Source organism: Acinetobacter sp. TW_SC_4, assembly GCF_054861205.1.
Window position 1 is genome coordinate 3,092,392 of record NZ_CM142174.1, and the last position, 13,905, is coordinate 3,106,296.

Here is a 13,905-nt window from a genome sequence, read left to right on the forward strand (position 1 = left end):
GGCAATATTGCAGGATTTACGTACAGCTAGCTGAATTATCGACAAAAGTTCAAGAAAATAAACTGCTTCCTGCCCGGTCATTTGGCTGCTTTCAGCCCGTTTTCCTGTTCCTTGATAATTTTCTGTAGCTGCTTTTCCTGACCGATCACCTTGGCAAATTCAGCTGTGGTTTTTTGCCCGGTTTTCTTGGCTTGGGCATCACAGTCTACCTGACGCAGCTGTTTGGCAATGGCAAATTCCATTTTAAACAAGGCGCCCATCAAGGCGGTATTGCCACGATTGTCCCGGGCGCAGCGGTCTGCCCCTTTGGCCAGTAAGGTGGTCACAATATCCTGATGGCCATAATAGGTCGCCATCATCAACGGGGTATAACCATCTTGATTACGTACATCGACTGGAAAGCCGTGTTTTAAAAATTCATTGATCACTTCGCTATTGCCGATTTTAGCGGCAGCAAAAAATAGATCGATCAATTCCTGTTGTGAGGTCATCTGAACGCTTGCCGCAGTTTTTGCAGGGGAGACATTCTTCACTTCAGCAGCAGTTGCGAATGCGGAGCTAAAAGCAAGAATACTGGCTAAAAATGCATATGGCAGAACTTTCATGATGAACTCCAATAGAAATCGAAAGGAAAATTTAAGTCTCTAAAGACTCAATTGACCTGAGATGAAATAAAAAACGGAGTGCCTGTAAAACTCCCCCTAGGGTGCAGGAAAGGTTTGGAGTATTACAGGACTTTTTGGAGGTGATGCGCTATGCCCTAGTCACTAGTTCCTCAAGACCAATCGGAATTAGTCTTTTAATTTTGCAGCTTTGGCCTTAACAATGGCGATGTCGCCATTTACAGCTTTGGTCATACGCATACCGTAGTCCGCATCTGCCTTATAGAAGTAAGACAACATGATGTGCTTGGTTTCTGAATCTTTGACATTGCCTAAGTCAGCCGCCAGATTCATGATCAGGTCATCTTTTTCTTTGGCAGTATAAGAGCGGTAAAGTTCACCGGCTTGCTTGAAGTTTTGCTCTTTAGTACCGACCTGCTGAACATGACCAGTCAATGGCGTTTCAACTGCACGCGCTTTTTCAGTCGCCGGTTTAGGCTCTTTACGGCTTGGCTCGTAGTTCACATCAGAGTCACGTTCAGACACATTCATGTGACCTTCCTGGTTATTGTTGTTTACATTCACCACAGGACGGTTTACCGGAATTTGCTGATGGTTAGCACCTAGACGGTACATCTGTGTATCTGAATAAGAGAAGATACGGCCTTGAAGCAAACGGTCTTCAGATGGTTCGATACCTGGTACCAGATTACCTGGCGCAAATGCAGCCTGTTCAGTTTCATTGAAGAAGTTCTTCGGCATACGGTTCAGCGTCAATGTACCGATTTTTACTTCTGGAACCAGATTGGTTGGCCAGATTTTGGTTGGATCTAGCGGATCGAAATCAAAGCTGTTCAGATCTTTAGGATCAAGCACCTGAATATATAGATCCCATTTCGGGAAATTACCTGCATAGATGTTGTTATAAAGATCGTTGGTCAAGTGGTTGAAATCTTTACCTTGTTGAACAGCCGCTTCTTTGACGTTCAGGCCCTTCACACCCTGTTTAGAGCGGAAGTTGAATTTTACGTACTTGTATTCGCCTTTGTCGTTATACAGTTTGTAGGCATGTACACCGAAACCGTCCTGTTCGCGGTAGCTGGTTGGGACACCTTGCTTGCCATAAACATAAGTCAGCATGTTGGTTGCCCAAGGCTGGCTAGACAAGAAGTCAAACACACGGTTGGCATCTTGTACATTGGTGACCGGGCTTGGTTTCATCGCGTGGATGAAATCCGGGAATTTGATCGCATCACGGATAAAGAAGACTGGCGTCTGGTTACCGACCAAGTCCCAGTTACCTTCCTGAGTATAGAATTTGATGGCGAAACCGTGAGGATCACGTAGGGTTTCTGGTGAACCTTTACCATGAATGACGGTAGACATGCGCACAAAAACTGGAGTTTTGGTACCGGCCTTGAATAAAGAAGCAATTGTTAAATCAGACAGATCTTTCGTAGTAACGAATTCACCATAAGCACCTGTACCACGTGCGTGAACCACACGTTCAGGAATGCGCTCACGGCCAAAACGTTGCAGTTTTTGAACCAGTTGTACATCTTGCAACAAAGTTGGACCTTGTGGACCCGCAGTGATCGAGTTTTGGTTATCACCGACAGGTGCCCCGTTATCTTTGGTTAATGGCGCAGCTTGTGCAGCTGTCACCGTTGCAAGCATTGCAACAAGTAATGAGCGCTTAAACATTTCTAAATCTCTCAATTTAATACCTTTCCTTCATGCAGCTAAGATACTTGAGAGCAAAAAATAGATAAAACAGATAATTTTTATTATTATGATCGTGTTTTTAGATAATTTAAAATATTATCAATGATAATCAATAAATTAAGCCCATTTTTTAGACATTAACTTAATAATAGATGAGTCTGATCTTGCTACAATGGCGGCAATTTTGAATCTGACTGAAATTGATTATGCGTGCATTATTACAACGGGTACTCGAAGCCAAAGTCGTGGTCGATGGTGAAACCACCGGAGAAATTGGCAAAGGTATTCTGGTTTTTCTGGGCTTAGGTAAAGAAGATAATCTGGAAAAAGGCAAAAAACTGATTGATAAAATATTGAAATATCGCTTCTTTGATGATGAGCAAGGCAAGATGGGCTGGAATGTCAGTCAGGCCGGTGGCGGTTTACTACTGGTGTCCCAATTTACCTTGATGGCGCAAACCCAAAAAGGCTTACGTCCAGATTTTGGTCCAGCCATGCCGCCAAGCGATGCCAAGGCCTTATATGAACAGTTAGTTGAATATGCGCAAAGCCAGTTCGAAAATGTACAAACCGGTATTTTTGCGGCCGATATGAAAGTGCATCTGATCAATGATGGACCGGTAACGTTTAATCTGGAAGTTGAATAAACCGTCATTGTTTCAGAATGAAAAAAAGCCCTCTAAATGAGTAATGCCAGTCAGTTAAGAAATTGACTGGCATTTTCTTGGGTATTTCAGTGGTTTACCTTTCACAACTCTTGGGCAACTTCTAACCCTCCTCTCAGGCAAAACATACCTCCTAGATTTCTCCAGTAAACTTTCTAGATGTTTGGGTAAATTCCCTGCGGAGTCTAAAGAGTCGAATCTTAATATATTAAGGATGCCGATAGATGCAATATGAAAGCTGATTCTCAAAGGACTGACTTTTGCACGTTGAGCCATATATTTCATTTGTCTTCTTAGAATATTATAAGCAATGAAGACACCCCATAATTCTTGATAAATTAAATCAGGTTGCTTGCTCCTCAAATGCTTACTTTCCTGTAAATCACTTTTGATTTCTCGGTAACACATTTCTATTTCCCAGCGCTGAGCATAAAGCTTTGCTAAGGCTAGCAGTGGATATATCTTTGAATCTATTAATGAAGTGATATAGCGTCTAATTTTTCCTGCCTGCTCAACTTCAATCAAACGCGCTTCCCAATAATCCCCTAATGTTGAATTCAGCTTCTTGGCTCTTGCTGATATTGGCATCCTGATATGAAAGTCATGCTGGGAATTACGCTTAATGATCTCATAGCGTAAATTATCTTTTGCGCGCATAAGCCAATGGCTTGCCTCTGCACGTGTTTGCCATCCTATTAGAAAATCAGCAGAAAAATAGGCTCGATCAAACAGAGTAATACTATGCGATGGAGGACATAATCGATTTGCCAGTGTAAGTTCACCTTGATCCATGCTACCTATTTGGGCATCAATGATTTCATGGGTGTTGGTATTCACCAGACAGGTTGCTCTCACTTGCGGATAAGGTGCTACCGCAGTTTTACCCTTAGATGAGCCAAAGTGTGCAAAATTCTCATCTGTATAAGGCATAGACCAAACCACCCCGTCAACAGCACATACACTAAGGCCATGAAAGTTTGAGTATTGCTGTTGGGATTCTTCAAACCAGGCTTGGCTGAGTAGAGAAAACAAGGCATTCAAGGGCTCTCGCCCTAAGCGTTGTCGTGCTTGTACTGCTGCACTGGGAACGCAATATTCTGTGGTACCAAACACAAGTTTTAGTTGCTCTACCACATACCCGATCGGTTGATCTCGAAACAGGGCAAGCCCAATCACCAGCCATACCACATGTTCGGCAGGTAATTTTCTTCTCCTGATAGAAGCCTTACCTGTTTGACGCAGGCTCTCTTCAATCCAATTTAAATCAATGAATTCACTGAAATGGCTAAGTGAAGGTAGAGAATGTTGAAGAGTACAATCTAAATTTTCAGATAAAGTCATAAAAAAATGAGCGTATTGGCATACACTCATTTTTACTACATTTTTCTAATGTCTGCTTAACTGACTGGCATTACTCAAATGTGGGCTTTTATATGATAATCCTCCCCTAACCCCTCCTTTAATTAAAGCAGGGGAATTAGGAGTTATTTACCAGTTTTCTCTTTAATAAACTGACGTGCCATTTTCACTTTATCTTTGACCGGTTTTGGCAGTTTAGGCGGAATCATTTTCGCAACCTGGTTAAACCAGACTAGCAGACCAAAATCACCTTCCATTTTAATCGTGCCACTTTGCATACCGGTCATGAATGCAGTCGGATCACCTTTAAGCAACGTTTTTACACCCTGTTCACTATCAGCAAATTGCAGCACAAAATCAGCTTTCTCTGCATCACCTGAAACAGTATCGATATGACCATTATTCACAACGATCTGACGTGCCATTCCCTCATCTGTTCCGATCTGGATACGGAACTGGCGTTCATGTACCAATTCAATAAATTTCGGGCTGGTGCGTGCTAACTGCTTCATACGTAATGCAAGACCTGCGACCAGCAAATCAAGTGGATCGGTACTGAGGTCAACCAGAGGAAGTTTGAGCACAGGAATGGAGGACAGTTTCATGGAATTATGCCTATTCTAATTGTACGAAAATTGACAAATATCCTAGCATAGATCAAAGCTAGGCAGATGCAGGACTTTGTATCATATTTCTAAACGAAAAATGCACCCGCAGGTGCATTATTTCGCTGATATTAGAGAACTTAACGGCTAGATAGCTGCTGCTGGTCATCTTCATACACTGGTGTATGTTCGATATAACGGCGTTTAGCCAAAGCACGCTCTGCACGTCGATCTTCACGCAATAACAGTAAGGTCACTACGACCATCACGGTCGTTAAAGCTGTCAGATAGCTATATGTCATCGGGAGCTCAAACAAGGCTTGAGTACCTACTCGAATCACTTCGATCAGGCCCCAGGCCAGCATTCCCGCAGCCATAAAACTTAACCAGCGACGATAAGGCGAGAAGAAAACAGCAAGCACAGCCGCGGCGACTAAACTAAAGCCTACGAGAGTTGCTAGATTCGCTGTTACCATATAAACCCCTCCATCCAAAAGGATAGTGTGTATGCTTGATATTGCAACCGTACTACCTATTGAATTTCGTTAAATCAATAAAATGGAATGTGTTGATTTGTATCTCTATGCATGCATTATGCTGAGTTTTTTGCATAAAAAAAGTCCTGTTTTATCCCCTTACGACATACTCTGTCGCGATATTATTTTGTCATTACATTTTTTATTTTCACAGTATTTGTGGATCAATTGCTGCGTCGATGTTGGCGTGTCATTACAAAATCATATGCCCTTTCATCGACTTAAAAAAAATATTTTCCGTTTAAGATGATCGGGGTATTTATAGACAAGCTGCGCCGTCCCTCGATAAAAGTTAAGCTAAAAATATAAAAAAACGCGACCCTAAGGCCGCGTTGGATTTTACCGCAAAGCTATGTATTACGCGCGGCTCAGATCTTTATCATGTACACCGAGCAGGTAGAGCACGCCATCCAGCCCCACACTAGAAATGGCCTGATTGGCATTCTGACGAACCAAAGGTTTGGCACGGAAAGCCACCCCTAGACCCGCAATTGAAAGCATTGGTAGGTCATTGGCACCATCACCCACAGCGATGGTCTGCTCCAGAGAAATTCCCATATTGTCGGCAATTTCACGGAGCAATAAAGCCTTGCGTGCGCCATCCACAATATGACCTTTGACTTCGCCTGTCACCACGCCATTCTGCACATCCAGAATGTTGGCATGAACTTCATCAATTCCTAGTTTGGCTTGCAGATATTCTGCAAAATACTGGAATCCGCCAGACAGAATCGCAGTACGGTAGCCCAGTGCTTTCAGGGTTGAAATCAGACGTTCTGCACCTTCAGTCACGGTCAGACGTTCTGCAATTTTTGGCAATACCGATGCATCCATGCCTTTTAATAAAGCAACACGAGCGCGGAAACTTTGCTGGAAGTCCAGCTCGCCCTGCATCGCGCGTTCAGTAATTTCAGAGACTTGAATACCGACACCTGCTTCGATCGCCAGCTCATCAATCACTTCCTGCTCGATCAGGGTCGAGTCCATGTCAAAGCAGACCAGACGGCGATTACGGCGGTAAGCATTATCTTCTTGTACTGCCACATCGACATTCAGGTTATTCGACAGGCTTAAGCAGGCTGCACGCATGGCTGCTGCATCCAGCATCTGGCCTTTCAGACCAAACTGTACACAGGCACGTTTAGGGCCAGTATTGGAACCATCCAGCTCAGGACGGCCAGAAAGACGGGTCACGGTTTCAATATTGAAGCCCTGACTCGACACAATCTGGGTCACGGCTTGCAGATGAGAGGCATTTAATTCCGGGGCCAATGCCGTTACGATATAACGCGTGCGGCCGCCCTCTCTTACCCACTGTTCATATTCAGCAGCAGAGATTGGTTTAAAGCGCACTGTTAACCCGATATCATGTGCTAGAATCAGGATTTCCTTCATGGCTAATGCTGTTGCAGTTTGGTCATCAGACGATACAACAATACCTAAGGTCAGTTGATTATGAATGACCGCTTGCCCCACATCTAGAATCTGTAAGGAATGAGCGGACAAAACCTGCATTAATCGTGTAAATTGATTAGGCTGGTCGGGTCCTAAGAATGATATAAGAATGATTTCTCGCATGAATTGACTCGGGTCTGAGCTACAACTATTGTTAGAATCATAATCGAAATTGAACAGAATTGCCTTGGAAGTTTACGTTGAATGCGCCTAGACAAGGGCTATTTGCTAGCCTACTGATTGTAAGTTTTGCTCTGCATACCTTTTTACTGGTATTGGCAACGACTCACCAACTGAATGATAACCGTGCCAACCAGGGACAGCTCATGACGAGCCAACTGGTCACAGACAGCCTGGCGGAGCTTGAACCGGCGAACCGCGTTTCTCTGGCACTTCTGGCCAACCGTTATGCGACTAACCCAAGCGTTGCTTCAATTCGCATCCTGGATGCGAAGGGTCAGGTTTTAGCTACTGGTGGGCTGACCAAGACCCGTGATGGGGAAGTTTTTGTCCGTGATGCCCTACAAAACGAGAAAAAAGTCGGTGTGATTGAAATCACCCTGATTGAGCCAAGTATTGGTGAAATTCTGCGGACTCAATGGCTTGCCATTCTGTTCTCTTTTATTATTCATGGTCTGCTTTGGGTCGGTTATCGTGCGGTAGCGCGTCCAAGCCGTACCGAGTATCTGGCACGTATCAATAATGAATCGCGACTGAAATTCGAGATTCAGACTTTGACTCAGGCATTGGAACAGGAAAAGCATAATGCCGCCCTCGCCATTGCCCAGGCACAGCAAGCTCTGAAAAACAAACCGAAAGAAAAAGACAGCAAACCGGTGGTACTGGATACCGATAGCCTGAGCTTGAACATTCAGTTCTATGATCCAAAACAGTTGCTGGATAGTGTGAATAAAACGGTATCGGTTCCTTATTTCAATTTGTGCCAAATTTTCCTGAACAAAGCCACTGAACTGTGCATCCAGCACTACAAACTGAACAGCACGGATATTTGTACCGTGCACAAGTTTGATGAAAAAGGTGCCAGTATCAGTATTGCGGCAGACAAGCCAGATGCCCTTATCTGTCTGACCATGATCAGTTCAGTATTCCAGTTACTTTCGGAAGTCCTGTATAAGCGTTATCGTGAAGAAAAACGTTTTGTCCTGCAGACACGTAGTGCGATTTCTTCAGCTGTTGAAGAAATGCAGCTCAATTCAGTTCAAGCCGCAGAACGTCTGGTTCAGCAACTGGTCGCTAAGGAAAGTGCACTGCATGTTCCTAATGCCCTGTTGAAACAAATCGCGGACCACTTTGAGCTGGTCAGCATGCCAAATCCGACCAATGTCCTGACCCGTCATGCTTTTGTGGTGAATGGGATGGATGCTGAAAGCGCCGAGCTGGCACAGACTTTTAGAACCGAAATTCTAAAATCCAAACAATCCAAAGCCTCATAAATATCCCTGAATGTTGCAATTAAAAAAAGCCGGATCCAATATCCGGCTTTTTGATGGGTACAAAACAAATACGCCAGCGTGTCTTGGACTACCCTTTAAATTTTTAACTGTTTTTGTTCCAGCAGATATTGCTGGGCATTATAAGGCTGGGCCGGATCCTGACAAGGGACTTTATGCCATTGACCATCGGCATCTAATTCCCATGCATTTTGACAATCTTTTAAATAGCCGATTAGGCCATCTTTATAAATCCGTTTTTTCAGCTCTGGATCCAGCACCGGGAAACAGGTTTCGACCCTGGAAAACAGGTTGCGCCCCATCCAGTCGGCACTGGCACAATACAGTTTCTTGGCGCCGCCATGCTCAAAATAATAAACCCGGGTATGTTCCAGGAAACGTCCTACGATTGAACGGACCTGGATATTTTCAGACATACCGGTAACTTGTGGAATCAGACAGCAGATTGAACGCACAATCAGGTCAATTTTTACCCCAGCCTGTGACGCCTGATAGAGGGCAGCAATCAATTGCGGTTCAGTCAACGCATTCACTTTAATGATGATATGCGCGGCTCTGCCGGCCAGGGCAAATGCCTTTTCCTGTTCAATCAGTTTCAGCAATTCGCTATGCAGGGTAAACGGTGCATGCAGCAAGGCTTTCAGTTTGGCCATTTTCCCCATACCAGTCAGTTCCTGGAACATGCGGTGCACATCTTCACAGATATCCGGCTGTGTGGTCATCAGGCCATAATCAGTATACATACGGGCATTCCCGGCATGATAGTTTCCGGTACCTAGATGCGCATAACGCAGTAGTTCCTGATTTTCACGCCGGACGATCAGAATCATTTTGGCATGGGTCTTATAACCGACGATGCCATAGACCACCACTGCCCCGGCTTCTTGCAGGATATTGGCCACCATAATATTGGATTCTTCATCGAAACGCGCCCGCAATTCAATCACGGCCGTGACTTCCTTGCCATTCCGTGCGGCTTCTGCCAGCACCTGAACAATTTCCGAATCCGGACCACTGCGGTATAGCGTCTGCTTGATCGCCAGCACCGCCGGGTCCTTGGCCGCTTCGCGCAGTAAAGTAATCACCGGCTGGAATGAATCAAAAGGATGATGCAGCAGCACATCCTGTGCCTTTAAAATTTCAAAAATACTTTTCTGTTTACGGAAAATTTTCGGAATGACCGGACTAAAATGCGGATACTTTAATTCCGGACGCTCAAAGCTGGTACTCAGGCGGGACAAATTGATCGGTCCATCAATCCGGTACAGCTCCTGTTCCGTCAGATCAAATTCATCTAGCAAATAGTCGATGATGTTCTGTGGAGAGTCATTTTCAATTTCCAGACGTACTGCACGCCCAAAGCGGCGCGAACACAGTTCGTCTTTTAAAGCCACCGCCAGATCATCGACATCTTCCGACAATACCAGATCGGCATTGCGGGTGACCCGAAAGGCATAACATCCGGTCGCTTTCATGCCTGGAAACAAATCACTGATATGCTGCTGGATGATTGCGGTCAGAAAAATCTGGGTGGTATTGTTTCCGGCAACGTCTTCCGGAATTTTAATCAGGCACGCTAAGGAACGTGGTGCCGGCACAATCGCCATCTCGATTTCACGGCCAAAGGCATCTTTACCTTCCAGGCTGATAATAAAGTTCAGACTTTTATTCACCAAACGTGGAAAAGGATGTGAAGGATCCAGACTGATCGGGGTCAGTACCGGTTGCACTTCTTTGGCAAAAAAGGCTGCAATCCAGGCCTTATGTTTTTCCAGAAGATCCTGGTATTGAAGAAACTGAATCCCCTGCGCCTGGAGTTCAGGCAAAATTGCATGATTCAGAACCTCATACTGTTTGTTCACTGTGGCATGAATGGACTGGGACAGTTCTTGTAGAATCAGCTCGGTGGGTACAGCATCAGGCGTCCGGGTAGTCGCATTCAGATCTTGCTGTTTCATCAGCCCGGCAATCCTGATTTCAAAAAACTCATCCAGGTTACGGGAAAAAATAATCAGGAAGTTTAAGCGCTCTAAAATCGGTAAATTCGGATCGAGTGCTTGTGCCAAGACACGACGCTGAAATTCAAATAAGGAAAGTTCCCGATTAAAATAGGTCGCTGACGAATGCTGAAATTGTTCCATGCCCTCTCAATGCTGCTGATCACAGTCTGTTGTTTCACATCATTGAGGGGCGATCTTAGGCAGACTTCATGACACTTATGTTACAAAGCTCGATAAATCCATATAAATTAATATTTTAATTTTTCACCGTATAAAAAATCATGCTATGGCTCGTTGGGCACCGTCATCAAACTGCAATTAAGTGTCCGTTTTTTCAGTTTGTCTGGCAGCCCAATAAGTGGCTAAAGCAGGTCCTGAAATATTATGCCATAGGCTGAAAATGGCACTTGGAACCGCAGTAATGGGAGACGCGGCAAAATGGGTCGCAGCCAAAGCCACCCCTAAACCGGAATTCTGCATTCCCACTTCAATCGAAACCGCGCGACAATCGATTTCTACTAACTTAAATATTCGGCTGGCCCAATAACCCAGTAAATAGCCCATCCCATTGTGTAAAGCCACAAGCCCTAAAATCATTAAACCAGATTCCAGAATCTGGGTTTTGCTGCCGGCAATAATTGCCGCCACAATTGCGACAATGGCAATCACTGAAATTACTGGCATTACTTGGATATAGCCTTCTACCTTGGTTTTTAGAAGGGCGCGGATAATCAAACCTAAAATGATTGGAAACAGCACCACTTGCAGAATCGAAATCAGCATGGACAAGGCATTAATTTCAATCCATTGGCTGGCCAGCAGATAAAAAATTGCCGGAGTCAAAAGCGGTGCCAATAAAGTTGATACCGAAGTACACGCCACAGACAAGGCCGTATTACCTTTGGCCATATAGGTAATCACATTGGATGCGGTGCCGCCTGGACAGCAGCCCACCAGAATTACACCAATCGCAATTTCAGCCGGAAGCTGGAATAGCTGACAGAGCAAAAAGGCTAACCCTGGCATCACCATAAACTGAGCCACGACCCCAATCGCGACGGCCTTAGGACTTTGCAAGATACTTTTAAAATCGCCTGGCGTCATGGTCATGCCCATACCAAACATGATCAGACCCAACATCCAGGGAATGTATGCACGTAACCAGACGAAAAGATCGGGCAGCATCAGAGCAATGGCAGAAAATAGAATGACCCACAGAGCAAAAGTCTTTTGGACAAACTGGCTAAATTGAAGAAGTGCTGACATGGGAAAATCCAGGGGTCATGAAAAAGAAATCAAGGCATCTGTGGATGCCTCAAAGTAAACAAACCATTGCATAATGGCAAATGGCCCTAATCGCCTTAAGTCAGCGCTTAGGCGGCATTAATAATATCTTTCAGATAAATCCGTTTTACACCCTGTGCCAGCATGTCCTGCCAAGCATGTTGTAGCGAACCATTCAGGTCTATGCCTTTGGTAGCATCCGCAATGACATAGGCCTTAAAGCCGAGTTTACAGGCATCCATCGCGGTCCAGGCCACACAAAAATCAGTCGCAATACCCACGACAAATACGGTATCAATGCCACGCTCACGTAAATAGCCGGCCAGACCGGTACTGGTTTTTTGATCAGCTTCCATAAAGGCGGAGTAACTGTCGATATTTTGATGAAAGCCTTTGCGGATAATCAGTTGGGCTTGCGGAAGGTTCAACTCCGGATGAAATTCAGCATCCTCAGTCCCTTGTACACAATGACTCGGCCAAAGGACCTGAGAACCATAATTCAGCTGAATCGTGTCATAGGCTGCTTGAGCAGGATGATTGTCTGCAAAGGAAATATGCTCTGCCGGATGCCAATCTTGAGTCAGTACAATATTCTGAAAATACTGCCCCAATCGGTTGATATTCGGAATAATCTGATCGGCATTAGTAACAGCCAGATTCCCGCCCGGGGTAAATCCTTTTTGTACATCCACCACAATCAGCGCTGCATTCTGCATCATTTTCATCCCTTGAAATCTGAGTTTGCATCCAAGCATAGCCTAAAACTAAAGAAAATTTTTAGTCCTTTAGGTAAAAATAGAATGACTCTGCGTTCTGATAAAACTCATGATGAGTTAACTGTAAAAGCTATTGCTCTGCAAAACATAGAAAGAATTTGTCTTTAGCTGAACTGATACTAGAAAATAAAAAGCCTGCATCAGTGCAGGCTTTTTGGATATTCATCTTTTTATTTTTAAACTTTGGTAGGCTGACCAGGAACAGCATACATACCGCAGAGATTACGATACATGGAATCGCTGCCGAGATCACCCCTGCTGCACCGAAGCCTGCTGTCAGTAGCTGACCCGCAATTGCAGGGCCAAGCATGGCACCGATATGACCAACTGCAGAAGCAACACCTACCCCTGTACCACGTACTTCAGTCGGGTAAACGATACTACCAAAGGCATAGAGTACGCCCTGACAACCAATCACGAAGGCACCTGCCAATGCTGCGGCCATGTACATCTGTTCAAGTGAGCTTGCACCGTTCAACGCTAATAAACCCGCCAGGATACCGCCGTACATCAACAGAATGACATACGCTTTTTTCAGACGATCCGTCAGCATACCCAGAATCACGGTACCAATCGTTGCAGTCACCATGAAATAGAACTGTGCAGTTGAACCATCTTTACGGGTGAAGCCCAGCTCCATAAAGAGTGAAGGCAACCAGCTCAACATGATGTACACCACCATCAGGGTGAAGAAGTAGCTCACCCAGATGCAAAGCGTACGAAGTAGGTTGTCAGAGTTAAACAAATCCTTGAATGAACCCTGAGGAGATGCTGCACGTTCTGCGGCTGTCTTGTTTTGTGCCTTTATGTATTCTTTAGATTCAGGCAGACACACCATCATCAGAGGAATCTCAATGATGGGCAATAAACCACCCAAGTAAAAAACATTTTTCCAGTTTGCACCGAATTCAGGTGCTGCGATTAAAGACAAGATTGCAGCACCCACTGGCATACCACAGTACATCAGGCCCACGGCACGTCCACGGTTTTGTGGAGCCACGGCTTCAGAAGCCAGCGTGATTAAGATTGGCATTGCACCGCCAAGACCCGCACTCGCCAGAAAACGAACTGCCAGCAAACTGTGGAAACTGTTCACCCACACGGTACATAAGGTAAATAGTGCAAAAATTACGGTTGACCAGATTAAAACTTTCTTACGACCAATACGGTCCGCAAATCGACCACCGACCAGTGCACCAGGCAATAGGCCCAGAAGCCCTGCACTAAAAAACACACCCAATTGTGAGCTATCAAGACCAAAGTGCTCACGAATACCAGCAGCGGCAATCCCGGCAGCCTGAATATCCAGGCCTTCAATCACAGCGATCAGAAAGCAGATCCCTACCGTGATGATCGCGTGCTTATTGTCTGATTTTTCCATTGGAATATCCTTGTTCAATCAGCGTTCAAAAGAGAGGCCATCATC

Annotated in this window: 11 protein-coding genes and 1 pseudogene; 2 read left to right on the forward strand and 10 right to left on the reverse strand. The window is 44.9% G+C overall.

Features of this window, described 5'->3' with window-relative positions; genetic code table 11:
- Positions 1-77: 77 nt before the first annotated feature.
- Positions 78-605, reverse strand: coding sequence for an ankyrin repeat domain-containing protein (locus tag ACWM1W_RS15070; RefSeq protein WP_312316604.1), 528 nt, complete (start codon positions 603-605; stop codon positions 78-80).
- Between the two features lie 186 nt (positions 606-791).
- The gene (locus ACWM1W_RS15075) at positions 792-2,306 is read right to left on the reverse strand and encodes a catalase (protein ID WP_448765278.1); all 1,515 of its coding nucleotides are present in this window, start codon (positions 2,304-2,306) and stop codon (positions 792-794) included.
- A gap of 227 nt (positions 2,307-2,533) precedes the next feature.
- On the opposite strand from ACWM1W_RS15075, the gene dtd reads away from it, so the two are divergent.
- Complete coding sequence (gene dtd / locus ACWM1W_RS15080; protein ID WP_175966567.1) at positions 2,534-2,974, forward strand: D-aminoacyl-tRNA deacylase; 441 nt, start codon at positions 2,534-2,536, stop codon at positions 2,972-2,974.
- A gap of 54 nt (positions 2,975-3,028) precedes the next feature.
- Here the strand turns inward: dtd and ACWM1W_RS15085 are convergent, their stop codons facing one another.
- From ACWM1W_RS15085 to serB, 4 genes are all read right to left on the reverse strand, one after another.
- Positions 3,029-4,333, reverse strand: coding sequence for an IS4 family transposase (locus tag ACWM1W_RS15085; protein ID WP_159124039.1), 1,305 nt, complete (start codon positions 4,331-4,333; stop codon positions 3,029-3,031).
- Positions 4,334-4,476: 143 nt separating this feature from the next.
- Positions 4,477-4,956: an SCP2 sterol-binding domain-containing protein gene (locus tag ACWM1W_RS15090; protein ID WP_004781417.1), complete on the reverse strand. Its 480-nt coding sequence runs from the start codon at positions 4,954-4,956 to the stop codon at positions 4,477-4,479.
- A 140-nt stretch (positions 4,957-5,096) separates the two neighbouring features.
- Positions 5,097-5,432 (reverse strand): ciprofloxacin tolerance protein AciT, encoded by a 336-nt coding sequence (gene aciT / locus ACWM1W_RS15095; RefSeq protein WP_004781415.1) that lies wholly within the window; start codon positions 5,430-5,432, stop codon positions 5,097-5,099.
- A 417-nt stretch (positions 5,433-5,849) separates the two neighbouring features.
- Complete coding sequence (serB, locus tag ACWM1W_RS15100) at positions 5,850-7,070, reverse strand: phosphoserine phosphatase SerB (RefSeq protein ID WP_004781413.1); 1,221 nt, start codon at positions 7,068-7,070, stop codon at positions 5,850-5,852.
- Positions 7,071-7,147: 77 nt separating this feature from the next.
- On the opposite strand from serB, the gene ACWM1W_RS15105 reads away from it, so the two are divergent.
- Positions 7,148-8,401, forward strand: coding sequence for a hypothetical protein (locus ACWM1W_RS15105; protein WP_448765277.1), 1,254 nt, complete (start codon positions 7,148-7,150; stop codon positions 8,399-8,401).
- 95 nt (positions 8,402-8,496) lie between these two features.
- Here ACWM1W_RS15105 and ppk1 read toward each other — a convergent pair whose 3' ends face one another.
- The 4 genes and pseudogenes from ppk1 to mhpT form a co-directional block, all read right to left on the reverse strand.
- Positions 8,497-10,560 carry a polyphosphate kinase 1 gene (gene ppk1 / locus ACWM1W_RS15110; RefSeq protein WP_448765276.1) on the reverse strand — a complete coding sequence of 688 codons (2,064 nt, stop codon included), beginning with the start codon at positions 10,558-10,560 and terminating at the stop codon, positions 8,497-8,499.
- A 177-nt stretch (positions 10,561-10,737) separates the two neighbouring features.
- Positions 10,738-11,685, reverse strand: coding sequence for a bile acid:sodium symporter family protein (locus tag ACWM1W_RS15115; RefSeq protein ID WP_448765275.1), 948 nt, complete (start codon positions 11,683-11,685; stop codon positions 10,738-10,740).
- A 107-nt stretch (positions 11,686-11,792) separates the two neighbouring features.
- Positions 11,793-12,422, reverse strand: coding sequence for a bifunctional nicotinamidase/pyrazinamidase (pncA, locus tag ACWM1W_RS15120; protein ID WP_448765274.1), 630 nt, complete (start codon positions 12,420-12,422; stop codon positions 11,793-11,795).
- Between the two features lie 250 nt (positions 12,423-12,672).
- Positions 12,673-13,860 (reverse strand): annotated as a pseudogene (gene mhpT / locus ACWM1W_RS15125) (3-(3-hydroxy-phenyl)propionate transporter MhpT); the annotation flags it as partial.
- Positions 13,861-13,905 lie beyond the last annotated feature (45 nt).